General features: G+C 71.7%; 11 protein-coding genes. 3 read left to right on the forward strand and 8 right to left on the reverse strand.

From position 1 onward, the window contains the following. From JWR81_RS00310 to JWR81_RS00330, 5 genes are all read right to left on the reverse strand, one after another. Positions 1-381, reverse strand: a 381-nt coding sequence (locus JWR81_RS00310; protein ID WP_297645092.1) for a DUF1707 domain-containing protein, incomplete at its 3' end; no start/stop codon positions are given. A 47-nt stretch (positions 382-428) separates the two neighbouring features. Continuing rightward, on the reverse strand, positions 429-1,751 hold the full coding sequence (locus JWR81_RS00315; protein WP_297645094.1) for a phosphodiester glycosidase family protein: 1,323 nt from the start codon (positions 1,749-1,751) through the stop codon (positions 429-431). 130 nt (positions 1,752-1,881) lie between these two features. After that, the gene (locus tag JWR81_RS00320; protein WP_297645097.1) at positions 1,882-3,339 is read right to left on the reverse strand and encodes an ATP-binding protein; all 1,458 of its coding nucleotides are present in this window, start codon (positions 3,337-3,339) and stop codon (positions 1,882-1,884) included. 9 nt (positions 3,340-3,348) lie between these two features. Next, entirely contained in the window at positions 3,349-4,044 is a 696-nt protein-coding gene (locus JWR81_RS00325; RefSeq protein WP_297645100.1) for a response regulator transcription factor, read from the reverse strand. A 68-nt stretch (positions 4,045-4,112) separates the two neighbouring features. Beyond that, entirely contained in the window at positions 4,113-6,593 is a 2,481-nt protein-coding gene (locus tag JWR81_RS00330; protein WP_297645103.1) for a rhomboid family intramembrane serine protease, read from the reverse strand. Between the two features lie 348 nt (positions 6,594-6,941). Here JWR81_RS00330 and JWR81_RS00335 point away from each other — a divergent pair, with 348 nt between their 5' ends. Then, positions 6,942-8,150 carry an amidohydrolase family protein gene (locus tag JWR81_RS00335; protein ID WP_297645106.1) on the forward strand — a complete coding sequence of 403 codons (1,209 nt, stop codon included), beginning with the start codon at positions 6,942-6,944 and terminating at the stop codon, positions 8,148-8,150. Between the two features lie 84 nt (positions 8,151-8,234). Here JWR81_RS00335 and JWR81_RS00340 read toward each other — a convergent pair whose 3' ends face one another. Beyond that, on the reverse strand, positions 8,235-8,870 hold the full coding sequence (locus JWR81_RS00340; protein WP_297645109.1) for a TetR/AcrR family transcriptional regulator: 636 nt from the start codon (positions 8,868-8,870) through the stop codon (positions 8,235-8,237). A 242-nt stretch (positions 8,871-9,112) separates the two neighbouring features. Here JWR81_RS00340 and JWR81_RS00345 point away from each other — a divergent pair, with 242 nt between their 5' ends. Further along, positions 9,113-10,660 carry an HlyD family efflux transporter periplasmic adaptor subunit gene (locus JWR81_RS00345; RefSeq protein WP_297645112.1) on the forward strand — a complete coding sequence of 516 codons (1,548 nt, stop codon included), beginning with the start codon at positions 9,113-9,115 and terminating at the stop codon, positions 10,658-10,660. Between the two features lie 118 nt (positions 10,661-10,778). Next, entirely contained in the window at positions 10,779-11,510 is a 732-nt protein-coding gene (locus tag JWR81_RS00350; RefSeq protein ID WP_297645115.1) for an efflux RND transporter periplasmic adaptor subunit, read from the forward strand. A 54-nt stretch (positions 11,511-11,564) separates the two neighbouring features. Here JWR81_RS00350 and JWR81_RS00355 read toward each other — a convergent pair whose 3' ends face one another. Both JWR81_RS00355 and JWR81_RS00360 read right to left on the reverse strand, forming a co-directional pair. Beyond that, positions 11,565-13,337, reverse strand: a complete 1,773-nt coding sequence (locus tag JWR81_RS00355) for a DHA2 family efflux MFS transporter permease subunit (RefSeq protein WP_297645120.1) — start codon at positions 13,335-13,337, stop codon at positions 11,565-11,567. A 156-nt stretch (positions 13,338-13,493) separates the two neighbouring features. Next, positions 13,494-14,552, reverse strand: coding sequence for a LacI family DNA-binding transcriptional regulator (locus JWR81_RS00360; protein WP_297645123.1), 1,059 nt, complete (start codon positions 14,550-14,552; stop codon positions 13,494-13,496). Positions 14,553-14,944 lie beyond the last annotated feature (392 nt).

Consider the following 14,944-nt stretch of genomic DNA (forward strand, 5'->3'; position numbering starts at 1 on the left):
GACGAGCATCAGCGTGGCGATGGCGACCACCAGCAGCTGCAGGCGGCGTGCTCCGGTGCCGGGAGCCCGGCCGGCCAGCACCGCGACGTCGCCGACGAGCTGCTGGCGGGCCATGGCGGCGACGAGCATCCAGCCGGCGGGTGCGGCCGCCCGGGGCAGGTCTGTGACGAGGTCGTCCAGCTCGTGGCCGTACCGCGCGGCGTAGGCCCGTCCGAGGCGTTCCTCGGTCTCCTCCATCGTCAACCGGCCCTCACCCGCCGCCTCGTGCAACGTGGTGCACGTCCGCTCCCGGTCGGAGTTCGAGCATCGCATGGCTCCGGTCTCCGGGGCGGGCACCGATCCGGAACCGGCGGGCGAGGTGGAGTCGTGAGGTGAGCTCATCGCGTACGTCCTTACTGAGGGAACCGAAGGTGCGGCTGGGAACGACGTTAGGAATGCGCCGGGACCCATCGAGCCAGCGGGAGGTAAAACGGTGGCAAGACAGCCTGTGGTCTCGCTGTGCACCGGCCGGGCCCCGGGGCCGTGGTGCCGGCCGGCCCGGAATCCAGCGCTGCGCCCGCGATGAGCGGCGCTGATGCGTTCGCTCCTGGACCGTCAGGGCCGCGCAGGGTGACGGCAAAGAAGTCGCGCTGGTCGGGGGACAGGTAGCGGGTCGCGGGCTGCGGCATGTCGGGCAGCAGCCTGGTGGCGGCGAGCCCGAACGGAGCGTCCGGTGCCGGGTGGAACACGTTGAAGGTGACCATGCCGGGATGGATGTCGAGCTCCATGCCCGTCTGTACCCCGGCCGCCACCATCGCGTGGGCCAACCCCGTCAGGGTGAGCTTGTCGCCGCCGATGTAGATCAGGTTCCCGGTCCGGTCGGTGCCGATCCCGGATCGCCAGGTGTACTGGAACTGGTTCTTCGCGCTCCCCCATGCGCCGCTGGAGTTGTCGGCCAGACCGGGCACCGGCCGTCCGCGGTCGATGATCAGGTCGAGGTTCTGCCGCACCGCGGCGATCTGCGGTCCCATCCTGAGATCCCGGCTCCACCGGCCCACCGAGACGTGCCCAGCGGTGTCGATGGCCAGTGAGGCCGCCCCGTCGCGCAGCGGAACCACCTCCCGCCCGGCGGCGTAGTAGCCGCCGGTGATGTCCTTCATCTTCCAGCCCGAGTTGAGCGCGGCGACCAGCGTGGACCTCAGACCGGGGGGAACCTGTGCGTTGTCGCGTGAGCCGGTTCCTCCAGGTTCCTTGGTGCCGGCGATCAGCCGGGTCACCGTCACCGACTGGTCGATCCAGGCCGTCCCGACGATCTGGCTGGGGTAGGCCGGATCGGGCCGGAACCAGCCGGTGTAGAGCGCCGGCACGCCACCCGTCCGCTGTGCTCCGGGGACCCAGCTGCCCTCGCCGGGCAGCGGCGCGACGCCGGGCAGCAACGGCAGGTGCGGCAGCTGCGCCGCGGTCGCCGTGATGGATGCGCTGTCCACACTGGGCAGGGAGCTCGCAGGCGGCGCGATGCCCGTCGGCACATTGTGGGCGAACCACCAGTTCTCCACCGCGTTGACCAGGCCTGTCCCGCCGTGGTCGCGCACCCACTCCACGGTGCGGACCTGCCAGCTCGCGTTGCCGGGGTAGGTCAGCGCGTGCGTGTAGGACAGGGCGGCGGTGCCGATCGACAGTGCCACCACGAGCGCCGTGATCTGCCGGGCGAGGCGACGGCGTCCTCGAGGGCGCCGATGGTGTCGTTGCGGGCGCTGATCGGTGATGCCCATGGAGGTCGCCTCCGCGAGGTGGTCGGATCGGATCTCCTCACCCTCGGCCGCCGGCGATTGACCCGTGGTGTGACGGAAATGAGGACGCCCACATCTGTCGCGTCGCGGTGCTGGAGCTGGAGCTGCCGTTCTATCGGGCGTCGCGGCGCGGCGGCCTGCCCCAACGGCGGTGCCGCAGGACCGGCGGTGCGGTCGGCTCAGCAGTGGTGGATCCACTGATCGGTCCGTCCGTGGTCGCGAGAGCGACGGGGAGGTCGAGGGTGACGCGGGCGCCGCCGTCGGGGCGGTTGGTCGCCTCGGCGCTGCCGCCGTGGGCCTGGGCGATGGCGCGCACGATGGACAGGCCCAGCCCGGTTCCGCCACCGTCGCGGCTGCGGGCTGCCTCGGCGCGCTGGAACCGCTCGAACGCACGGGGCAGGAAGTCCGGAGGGAACCCGGGCCCGTCGTCGGCGATCTCCAGGCTGAACCGGCCCGGCACGGGAGTGATCGCGGTGATGCTGACCGTGCCGCCGGGCGTGGCGTACCGGGTGGCGTTGTCGAGCAGGTTGTCCACGGCCTGGCGGAGCCGATCCGGGTCGGCGACGACGTCCAGCTCGTCGGGGCCCTGCACGCTGACGACGACACCTCGCTCGGCGGCGCGGGCTCCGGCTCCACGGGCGGCCACGTCCAGCAGCTGCGGCACCGACAGCGGTGCCGGACGGAGGAAGGGCTGGTGGTTGTCGGCACGGGCCAGGAGAAGGAGATCCTCCGCGAGGCGGATCAGGCGGTCGGTCTCGCCGCCTGCACGGGTGACGGCGTCGACGAGGTCGTCGCGGCTGCGGCCGGGGCGGGCGGCGAGCTCGAGCTCGGTACGCAGGATCGCCAGCGGGGTACGCAGCTCGTGCCCGGCGTCGGCGACGAAGCTGCGTTCGCGCAGCAGTGCCTCCTGCAGCCTCGCGAGCAGGGCGTTCATGGTGCTGCCGAGCGCGGCGATCTCGTCGCGGGTCCTCGGCACGGCGAGGCGGCGGCCGAGGTCGTCGTCACTGATCTCCGCGGCTTGGCGCTGCATGCGTTCGACCGGTCGGAGCATCGCTCCGGCCAGTACCCATGCGCCGAACCCGGCGAGCAGCACGGCCGGTGGGCCGCCGAGGAGGAGCGCGGAGCCCGCCCGCTCGACGGCGGCATCGGAGACGTCGGTGCCGGTGCCGACCACCACGAGCTCGCGTCCCGCCCGGGTCGGGACGGTGGTGGCCAGGATGCGGCTGCGGTCCCCGTTCACCACCCCCGTGAAGGACACCTCGCCCGCGAGTGCCTGCTGACGCTGCGCTTCGTCGAGCAGCGGCCGGGTGCCGGCGGCAGGTGACGCGGTGAGGAGGGTCCGCCCGTCCGCCCTGCCGATCTGCACGATCCCGTCCGCCGGGCCCAGCGCCGTGGATCCATCGCCGGAACCCAGCTCGTCGGCCACCACGGCAACCCGCGCACGGAGTCCCGGGTCCAACGAGGCGTCGACGCTGAGCCGCAGCTGCACGACGAACGCCACCCCGGCCTGCGCGATCACCACAGCGGTGGCCAGCGCGAACAACAGCGCCAGGCGCAACCGCAGTGGCATCGGCGGTTCCTACTCTTGCTCGACGAGAGCGTTCGGCTCGTCGCGCAGTCGATAGCCCGCGCCGCGGACGGTCTCGAGCTGCTCCACCCCGAACGGGCGGTCGATCTTGCGACGGAGGTAGAGGACGTACTGGTCGACGACGTTCGAACCGCCCTCGTAGGCGAAGTCCCAGACGTTCTCCAGGATCCGGGTCCTGGTCAGGACCTGCCCGGGGTGGCGGAGGAACATCTCCAGGAGCGAGAACTCCTTGCTCGACAGCTCCAGCTCGCTGGTGCCCCGCCACGCCCTGCGCACGGCCGGATCCAGTCGTAGATCGGCGACCTCCAGCTCGGTGGGCCGCACCACTGCACCTCGCCGGATCAGCGCGCGGAGCCGCGCCGAGAGCTCGGCGAAGCTGAACGGCTTGGTCAGGTAGTCGTCCGCCCCGACATCCAGCCCCCGGACCCGGTCGTCGACCGCATCACGGGCGGTGAGCATCAGCACCGGCATCCACCGGCCCGCGGTGCGGAGCTGCCGGCACACCTCGACGCCGTCGAGGCCCGGGAGCATGAGGTCCAGCAGAACGGCGTCGTAGGAGAACTCACCCGCCTGCCACAGTGCGTCCGGTCCGGTGGAGGCCACGTCGACCGCGTACCCGTCCTCCTCGAGGCCGCGCTTCAGCAGCGCGGCCATCCGCAGCTCGTCCTCCACCACGAGCAACCGCACGCCGCGGACGATAGGCACCGGCGCATGAGAGAACGATGAGAACCGGCGACGACTCGCGTCGACCTCGCTCAGTGGGTGAGGTGGCGAAGCAGGCGGCCGATGTCGCGCGGTCGGGCGTCGGGGAGGTAGGCGCGGACGATCGCCGTACCGATCGCAGGCAACGCCGCGGGATCGGGGTAAGCCATGTACAGGGGGTGGTACTCGGGCTGGAACTTGGCCTTGAACGCCAGCAGCGAGCGGAAACCGTAGACCGGCTCGAGGGCGCGACCGGTGAGGTCGAGCAGCCGCTGCAGGACGTCGGCGGGCAGGCCACGGTCGAGCCGGGCCAGGGGGGCGCCGGACAGGGACAGGAACTCGGCGCCGTCGGCCTGGGCACGATGAGCGGTGCTGGCGATGAGGAACTCCATGACGCCGCGGAAGCCGTCGCTGCGGCGGCGCATGAAGTCGAGGGTCCACCCGACGGTGGCTCCGTCGCGGCGGACCGGGAGCCAGCTGGTGACGCCGTGCACGGTGCGGTAGCTGTCGACGGCCAGCATGAGACGGACGTCGTCGTCGGTGAGCTCGTCGAGCCCGCCGAGGGTGAACCCCATCTCGGGCAGACCCTTGTCGGCGACCCACTCCTCGGAGACGACCCTGATCTGGTCGGTCAGGGCCAGGGGCGACTTGTGCCAGGTCGTCCACTCGGCGGTGATGCCGGCTTTGTCGGCCTTGTTCAGGGCGGTGCGGACGTCCTGCCACTTGCGACCGGTGAAGGCCAGCCCGGCGAGGGGGACGACGGTCTCCTCGGCGACCTGCACCGTGCTCCAGCCCGCTTCGCGTACCTGTTCGGCCACGGCGGCGTCGACGCTGTAGAGACAGGGGGTCCAGCTCTCCCGTTGGCACAGGTCGACGAAGGCCTCGACCGCGCGCTCGTGGTGCGCCGGGTCACCGACCGGGCCCCCGGTGGTCAGGGCGACGCCGCCGATCACGCGGTAGGCGATCGCGGCGGCGTCCCCCGCACCCGCGGATGCCGTCGGCGCACCGTCAGGGTCGGGGATGAACACGTAGGACTGCCCGGGCCAGGTGGCCATGTGCGCCAGGGACGAGCCGGAGGTGCGGGCGAGGATGCGGTGCAGGCGATCGAGGTCGGCCTCGCTTCCCGGCGACGTGGTGCGTGTGAACGTGGCCAGGCCTGCGATCAGCACGACGGACCAGAACACGGGGCCGGTCCATTCGAACAGCACCGTCGCCAGGTATCCCTCGGGCAGGAACGGTGGTGCGGTCTCGCCGAGGTAGCCGGGCGGCAGGAACCGTGTCGGCAGGTCGGCCAGCAGATCGGCCAGGGCCGGTCGGGGAACGTACTGGTCGGCGACGGCGAGGCCGACGGCGACGTCGAGCACCGACACCGCCACTGCGGTCAGGCCGATGCGCCACGCCCAGCGGCGGAGCAGGCCGGGTCGGGCGCGGACGGTGAACCGGCGGCGGGTGAGCACGAGCAGCACCGCGACGAGCAGGGGTTGCACCGCCGGCACGGCCAGGTCGAGCCAGGCGTGCACGTGGGTTCCGGCGCCGAGTATGAGCTGTTGCTGGGCCGGTTCGCTGAGGACGTCGGTGGCCAGGAACAGCCCGAGCGCAGACAGGGCGACGTTGAGACCGGTCGCGGCCAGCCACGCCCCGCGCCGCCCGCGGCGGAGCCCCTCGGCGGCCACCAGCAGCAGCAGCACAGGCATGATCGACATGACCACGGGGCCCAGCCCGGACAGCCGCAGCCGGGCCTGAAGCAGGGTGCACTCGTGGGCGGATGCGGGGTCGAGGCACTGCTGGGCGACGGTCGCGGCATCGGGGGGCGGGGAGGCGAACACGAAGCGCAGCACCGCGAGCGGGCCGAGCCGGGTCGTGGCCAGCAACGCGATCAGCGGCCCGACCGCGGTCGCTGCGACGATCAGCGCCACCAGTACGCGACCCTCGCGTCGCGACGGGGGCGCGAGCGGCCTGCTGCGGTCCCGCCGGGCGCGACCCCAGAGCAGGGCCCCCACCGCGAGCCCGGTCACGGCCGCACCGAGCCGCAGCAGATCGGGTATCAGGCCCGAGTACAGCGCCAGCATGATCATCCCGACGAGCAGCACGACCCGCACGCGGCGCCGCCACAGCGCCGGCCAGCGTGCGCTCGCTGCCAGAGCGCACCCGACCAGCAACGGCCCGGGGCCGACCGCGACCGATTCCCGCAGCGTCGCCGCCCACCGCCCGTCCGTCGACATCGCCGCATCGACCAGCGCCATGCCCACCACGCTGCCCACCAGCTGCACCGCCACCGCCAGCACCACGGTCCGACCCGCACCCAGAGTGCGTTCGACCGCGCCCAGCAGCACCACGACGGCCATGCCGGACACCAGGCAGGCCAGCGGCCCCGAGGCGAACCACGGCGCGGTGAGCACCGTCCACCAGCGCCCGGCCTGCCACGGACCGACCCCGATGCCCACGTGCGCCAGCACCGACGGGGCCGGGCCGCCCGGCAGCGATCCACTGACCACGCCCACCGCGACCATCACGGCGAGCGCGACCAGCGTCACCGGATGCCGCAACGCCGCGTGCCCGAACCCGGACCGGCGCTGTGGCGCCCCTGCCTGGCCCGATCGGCCCGGGCGGGCCGATGGGGTCGGGGGGACAGGGTCACAGGGCGGACCAACGCTGGTTCGTGCGACGCCGCGGCTCGGGTTGCCGGGTCGGTTCACAGGCCGATCCTCGAGCTCACTGCCCCACTGCTATCCACTCGAAACAGTGTGCCCCATGCCCCGGAGCTGATCGCCCGGCTCGGGGGACGTGACGCTCGACGACGCGTTGCGCGACCGGATCCGGGCCGCGCGCGGTCCCAGCTCTCGCCGTGGCACGTACCGGACGCGGCCGAGGCCGTCCCGGCCGTGCCCCGCACAATGACGGGCAAGAAGCTGGAGACCCCGATCAAGCAGATCCTCCCCGGCCGCCCCGTCTCCGAGGTGATCAGCGCGGTCGGTCACCGACTCCGCGGCTGTCGCCGCGTTCACACCACGATCGACCGCAGGGAGCACGACATGACCACCACGCTGCGCAACGTCCGGGTGTTCGACGGGGACCGGCTGCTGGAGCCCGGCACCGTCGTGATCGACGGGGCCCTGATCGGGAACCCGGGCCCGGAGGGAACCGACGTCGACGGGCGAAGCGGCGTGCTGCTGCCCGGCCTGTTCGACGCCCACGTCCACCTGCTCGGTCCGGACGACCTCGACCGGCTCGCCGCGTCCGGCGTCACCACGGCGCTGGACATGGCGTGCTGGCCGCCCCCGCACGTCGACGCGCTGCGCGGGCGCGTGCCCGATATCCGCAGCGCAGGCACCCCCGCCATCGGTGCCGGCGGCCCGCACGCCCGGATGCCGGGTATGCCGGCCGACGCGATCCTGAGCGCGCCCGAGGAGGCCGAGCCGTTCGTCGCGAAGCGGGTGGCGGAAGGCTCCGACTACATCAAGATCGTCGCCGAGCGGCCGGGGCCGGACATGCTGGACCAGGCCACCGTCGATGCGCTGGTCGCGGCGGCCCGAGCACACGGGAAGCTCTCGGTCGCGCATGCCTCCTCGGTCGCGGCGTACCGGACAGCCGTACAGGCGGGCGTCGACGTCGTCACCCACGTCCCGCTCGACGGAGTGCTCGACGACGAGACGGTCGCGCGGATGGTGGCCGAAGGGCAGGTCGCCGTGCCGACGCTGTCGATGATGGAGGCGACCGTCCGGGGCCGGGGTCGTCCGGGCGAGGCGTACGAGAACGCCCGCGACAGCGTGGCGGCCCTGCACGCGGCCGGGGTCCCGGTCCTCGCGGGGACCGACGCCAACTCCGCGCCCGGATCGCCCTCCCCGGTGTCGCACGGCGACAGCCTCCACCATGAGCTCGCCCTGCTCGTCGAGGCCGGGCTCTCGACGGTGGAGGCGCTGCGCTCGGCCACCTCGCTGCCGGCCCGGTGCTTCGGGCTCGGCGACCGGGGTTCGATCACGCCCGGCCTGCGCGCCGACCTCGTGCTGGTCACCGGCGATCCGCTGGCCGACATCGCGGCGACCCGCAGCATCGAGCGCATCTGGTGCGCAGGGGTCGACGTGACGCGATGAGCGAGCTTGCGAGCGAACAGCCCGAAGCGGTTGTTCCTGACCGGCCGCCGGGCAGGGCGTCCCCGGCGGCACCGGAGCCGGGTCTCAGAGCCCGAGGTCGGCGCCGCTGAGGGGCCGGGCGGGGAGCGGCGTGGCCGACCGGGCGCGCAGCCCGTCGAGCATGATCGCCAAGCATCGTTCCCCGGCCACCTGTGCCGACTCCTCGCGCGGGATCGGCACCTGGCGGAGCAGCAGGACGAAGACCATCGCCACGTCACCGGCTCCGATGTCGGGCCGCAGCGAGCCCTCGGCCTGGGCCATGCGGACGACGTCGCCGAGCAGGCCGAGCATGGCGCGGCGCGACTGCTCGGTGCTGGGGTCGTCCTTGATGATCGACCGGGCCAGCGGGGAGGCCATGGCCAGCCGCACGCTGAGCTGCAGCTCGCTCGACTGGCGCAGGAACCGGACGAGCGCCTGCCACGCGGTGGCCTCCTCCTCCACGGCCGCGCGGGCCTCGACGAGTGCACGGCTGAAGCTGTCGCGGGCGACGGCGCGGATGAGAGCCCCGCGGTCGGGGAACCGGCGGTAGAGCGTGCCCACGCCGACGCCCGCGGTGCGCGCGATCTCCTCCACCGGCACGTCCGCTCCGTGCGAGGCGAAGCACTCCTTTGCCGCAGTGACGATCCGGTCACGATTACGGCGAGCATCGGCACGCAGTACCGGTTCCCTCTCCGATGACACGACAACGACCTCGATTCGCCCGGATTACTGGTCTTCACCCCATTTCTCGATGGGGTGAAACACCTGGCGAGGACCCTGACACGGCCCGGCATCCACAAGTGGGTGACCCATCTCTCGTTTCCATTTCGTGATGGTCTACTTTGCGGCTCCACGGTGGCAGTGAGTGACCATGTCCACCGTGGACTGTTCGCGTGACCGTGCCCCGCTCCCCGGTGGGCAGGCCGCGGGAGAGGAGCCAGCGGGTGATCCTGCACCGAGCACCGATCGCGGATGTGTCCAGGAGCGGTTCGCGCGCGTCTGGGCGCCGCATCCTCCTGACGTCCGCCGCCACCGTCCTGGCCGGTCTCGTGCTCGTGTCCTGCACGAGCACGTCCACGCCCCCGCCGCCCACCGCGAAGGTCGAGCGTGCGGCCCTCACCACCGGCGTGTCCGCCACCGGTGCGCTCACCGCGATCACCGAGCAGAACCTCGGCTTCGCCAAGGGCGGCCAGCTCACCAAGGTCATGGTGACGGTCGGACAGCATGTGACCGCGGGCCGGCCGCTCGCCACGATCGACCCCTTCCCGTACCAGCAGGCGCTCGCCCAGCAGAAGGCGAACCTCGCGCAGCAGCAGGCCACGCTGGCGAGGCTCACGAACTCGCCGGCAGTGCAGGGGTCGCAGGACTCGCTGGCCCAGGCCCAGAAGGTCGTCGACGCCACCCAGAACCAGGCCGACGCCACCGCTCAGGCCGACAGCGTGGCGGTCGACCGGGCACACCACCAGCTCGACTTCGACAACGACACGCTCGACCAGGCCCGGCAGCAGCAGTCGGACGACGAGAACTCCTGCGGCGACCCGTCGGCCATGACGGCCTCGACGAACCCGGCGTGCGCCGCCGTCGCCCAGGACAAGGCAGCGGTCACCGCGGCCGAGAAGGCGGTGGTCGCGGACAAGACCGCGATCGACACCGCCGAGCAGAAGCAGTCCGTCGACCAGGCCTCCGGTCAGCTGGCCGTCGCCAACGCGCAGCAGGGCGTGGTGACCGCCCAGAACAACGCGGCCTCGGCGTCGTCGGATCGGCCGTTCAACCTCGACGCCCAGTCGGCGCTGGTGGCGAGCGCGCAGGCCGCGGTCGACCAGGCGCAGCGCGACCTGGACAGGACCACCCTCACCGCCCCCGTCGACGGCACCATCTCGGCGCTCAACGGGGCGGTCGGTGAGTTCCTCGCGCCGAGTGCGTCCATCACCGCGCAGGCACCCGGCAGCGGCGCGCCCATCCCCGGCGCCGGTGCCGCGTCGGCCGCCCTCGCCGGCGCCGCCGCCTCCCCGGGACGCCCGGGTGGCACGCAGTTCATCGTGCTCGACGACATCCACCAGTTCCAGCTCGTGGTGCCGTTCGGTGAGTCCGACGCGGCGCAGATCCAGCCGAACCAGAAGGTCGACATCACCCTCGACGCCGTACCGGACCTCATGGGCGCCGGCACCGTGGTCTCGGTGGCGCCCTCCGGGACGGCGATCTCCGGCGTGATCAGTTACTACGTGACGGTCGCTGTCGACACCGTCGACCCGCGGCTCAAGGACGGCCAGACGGCGCACGCCGCCGTCGTCACGCACGAGACCGACAACGTGCTGACGGTGCCGAACGCGGCGGTCCACAGGGACGGCGGCAAGAGCGTGGTGACCGTCCTGGGCGGCGACGGCACCCAGCAGCCGGTGACCTTCACCCCGGGGATCGTCGGCGACCAGCGCACGCAGGTCGTGTCCGGCCTGCAGGAGGGCCAGGAGATCGTGCTCCCCGCCGGGCAGTGAGCGGGGCCGCCCGGCCCGTGGACGTCGAGGTTCGGGCGGCGCATCATCCATCGTGGCGGCGGCCGGGTCCGCGCCCGACAGCACGCCGGGTCCCGCGGGACCCGCAAGGGAGGCGAGCATGGTCGAGGGACCGATGACGGAGCCGACACCGGCACCCGTGGGAGAGCCGCCGAGCCCGCCTGCGGGCAAGCGGAAGATGAAGCGGTCCACGCGGATCGCGCTGATCGTGATCCTGATCGTGGCTCTGGTGGTGGCGGGCCTGTTCGCCGTGAGCTACTTCGTCGACTCACAGAACTACGTGTCGACGGACAACGCGCAGATCGACGGGGACAAGATCTCCGTCAACGCGCCGACGAGCGGCACGCTCATCGACTGGACCGCGACGCAGGGCACGCAGCTGCAGCAGGACGAGGTCATCGGGCGGATCCGGATCGAGGGAGGCTTCGTCCAGCCGGAGATGCCCATCCGTGCGCCTGCCGACGCCACCGTCGTCGTCGACAACGGCCTCGAGGGGTCGTATGTCAACGCGGGCACCCAGCTGGCCGTCGCCTACGACTTCTCCAAGATCTACGTGACCGCGCGGGTCGACGAGACCGACATCAACGACGTCCGGCCCGGCCAGCAGGTGGACATCAGCGTCGACGCCTTCCCCGGCGCGAGCCTCACCGGCGCCGTCCGCGAGATCCAGGGCGGGGCTGCCGGCGTGTTCTCGCTGTTCCCCCAGGCGAACACCTCGGGCAACTTCCAGAAGGTCACGCAGGTGATCCCCGTCCAGATCGGGATCAACGACACGAAGAACCTGGCGCTGGTGCCGGGCATGAGCGTCTCGGTCAAGATCCACAAGCACTGACCCCCCGCAGCGGAGAAGGGCCGTCCCTTCTCCGCTGTCAGGTCTGTGAAGCTGTCAGGTCTGTGAACCGGTGACGTGAACGCCCGTGCGCTCCGGAGCCGGCACCGTCTCGGCGTGGTGGCCGTTCGCGTCCCCGTCCCCGTCCCCGTCCCCGTTGCCGTTGTGGCCGGCGTGTCCGTTGCCCTGGGGGCCGACCGGCTTCGGCTCGACCGTGGCCGCCTCGGCGGGCGCAGCAGGTTCGGCCTTCGGTGCCGCCGGGGCCGCCGGCGCCGGGCCCGACCGCAGCATCAGCGCGAGGACGACGCCGAGGAGCGTGATGATCGAGGTGATGATGAAGAGCTGGTCCAGTGCTGCGACGAAGACCTGGGTCTGCGTGTGGGTGTACACGGCGTACATGCCGGCCACCTGACCGGCGGGCCCGGGCGCGAGGTCCGGCAGCGGGGTGCTCGACGCGATCAGCGCGGACCGGTCGCCGAGCATCTGGGCCTGCTGCGTGGTGAGCAGGGCCGTGAGCACCGCGAGGCCGAGCGCGGCCGCTGTGCGCTGCACGACGTTGTTGTACGCGCTGGCCGCGCCGACCTCGCCCGGCGGGACGGCCGAGATGCCGCCGGTCATGATCGGCATCATGGCCAGGCCCATGCCCGCGGCACGGAAGCACAGCAGCTCGATGATCGTGGTACGCGACGTGTCCAGCGTCAGGTCGTGCATGAGGTACGTGCCGAGCGCGACGATGAGCAGCCCGATCGTCGCGGGCCAGCGCGGCCCGATCTTGTCGTAGAGGCGCCCGGCGACCGGCATCAGGATGCCCATGACGACGGCCTGCGGCAGCAGGGTGAGCCCCGCGTCGAACGCCCCGAGCCCCTGCGCCTGCTGCAGGAACAGCGGCACGTAGAACAGCACCGCGAACAGCCCCACCGACAGCACGGAGATCAGCAGCAGCGAGTTGGTGAACGGCCAGAACCGGAACACCCGCACGTCGAGCAGCGGTTCGTCGACCTCGAGCTCGATCACCACGAACAACGCGAGGCTCAGCAGGCCCACCGCGATGAGGATCAGGAACTTGTACGACGACCACCCCCACGACTGTCCCTCGGACAGGGCCAGCAGCAGGGAGAACAGCGCGACGGCGATGGCGACGAAGCCGAGCACGTCGAACTTGCCCGCGCGGCCGGGGCCGAACTTCGGCAGCACCATCATCGCGGCCACCGCGCCGAGGATGCCGATCGGGACGTTGATGAAGAAGATCAGCCGCCAGTCGACATACTCCACGAGGTAACCGCCCAGGGTGGGGCCGATCGCGGGGGCGAAGATGATGCCCAGGCCGTACATGCCCATCGCCGCGCCGATCTTCTCCCGCGGCACGATCCTGTAGAGCATCGAGAGCGTGACCACCGGCAGAATGCCGCCGGGGATGGCCTGGACGATGCGGAAGACCACCAGGCTGTTGAGGCTGAACGCCACCCCGCACAGCGCGGATCCGGCCGCGAACGCCAGCAGCGACGCGTTGTAGACGCGGCTCATGCCGAACTTCTGACCGAGCCAGGCGCTCAGCGGCACGACGACGCCCAGCGCGAGCGTGTACGCGGTGGAGACCCACTGGACCTGGTCGGTGGTCGCCCCGAAGTCCTTCTGGATCGTCGGGATCGCGACGTTGACGATGCTCGTGTCCAGGATGGACATGAACATCCCGACGATCAGCACCAGCAGCGCGAGGCCCCACTTGGCCTGCGAGGGGTCCGGCGCGGGTGCGGCCGCCGGGGGGGCCGCGGGCGGCGGTGCGTCACGGGTGGCCGGAGCAGAAGAGCCCGTCACTGCCTGCGTCGACATGGCACGCAGTTTCCCACGAACGAGTGAATCTGTAGTCATCGTCCGTGTGGCACTTCTGTCAGAAATGCACGAACGGGATATTCGTCGCGCATTCTTCGTGGCGGCCGCGATCGTGCCGGCCGGCGCCGTCGCGCGGGTCACTGACGGCGCCGGCCCTCACGCCGGCGGAGGTGGCCCGGCGGACTCGCGGACGACCACCCGTCCCTGCAGCACCAGGCGAGAGGGTGGCGGTTGCTCCGGACCCAGCAGTTGCTGCAGCACGGCGACGGCTGCCTCGCCCATGGCCCGCTTCGGTACATGCACGGTCGTCAGCGGGGGAGAGGTGTACGCGCTCTCCGCGACGTCGTCCGTGCCGACGATCGAGATGTCGTCCGGGACGCGCAGGCCGACCTCCCGGACCGCCTCCAGGGCGCCCATCGCGCTCTTGTCGCTCACGGCGTAGACCGCCGTCGGGGGTTCGGGGAGCTCGAGCAGCTTCCGCATCTGGGCGTACCCCTTCTTCGGGTGCCCCGGTTCCTGCGGCGGCATCAGTGCCGGGTCGACGGGAATCCCGGCCTCGTCGAGGGCGGCGAGATAGCCCAGACGACGGTCGAGCAGGCTGACGTAGCGGGGGGAGCCCGCGAGCAGGCCCACCCGGCGATGTCCTAGTCCGAGCAGGTGGCGGGTGGCGCTCAGCCCGGCTGTCACGTTGTCGGCGACGACGGCGTGGGACGGCTGGGGGACGTAGTTCTCGATCAGCACGGCCGGCACCTCGGCCAGCAGGATCTCCGCGATGACGTCCTCGCCGATGTCGCCGCCGTTGGCGACGAGCAGCCCGTCGACGTCCCGGCCCATGAGGGCCCGGATGTCGCCGATCGGGTCGGCCCCGGGGCGGTAGAGGTGGAGCAGGAGCTGGAAGCCCGCGCGGCGGGCGGCGTCCTCCACGCCGGAGACGATCTCGGCGATGAACCCGTCGCTGCTCGCCGTGGCGGACAGGTGCTCCATCAGCATGCCGAGGACCGCCGTGCGCCGAGCAGGGGCCGGGCGTGTGGTCTGGGTGTAGTTCAGCGACTTCATCGCCGCGATCACCCGCTGCCGCCGCTCGGCCGAGACCCCGGACTTGCCGTTGAGCACGAGTGACACGGCGGAGACCGAGACCCCGGCGGCTGAGGCGACGTCGCGCAGGGTTGTCCGGCGCGCGACGGCCTGCTGATCGTCGGTGTCCGTCGGAACCACCTCCGGGGTGAGGGTACGGCTCAGGGCGTCAGGGCCCTGGTGGGCCCGGCTCGCTCCTGAACACCACTAAGAACAAGACGAGAACATACAGGGCCATGTTCTTGTGAGGTAGTCGGCCGTGAGCAGGTGCGTTGCGCAGACCAGTTGTCTTGTGCAGCCGTGATGTCCACTTCACCACGGGAACCTGGGCGAAACAAGGCTGAAACGTACCCTTGCTTCAGATGAGAACGCCGTCTAGCGTTCCGGTCCAGATCGGGTCGGTGCACTCGCCCGCCGCGATGTCTGTCCACTCAGGCGGCCGCGCCGCCTCGTCCCTCGAAGGTGGTTCTGTGCGCGACGCCGTGAATGCCCGCATGCACGTGGCTCTCAACCGACCCGCGGTCGAGTACAGC

Origin of the sequence: Pseudonocardia sp., assembly GCF_025965585.1 — a bacterium.
Taxonomy (GTDB): Bacteria; Actinomycetota; Actinomycetes; order Mycobacteriales; family Pseudonocardiaceae; genus Pseudonocardia.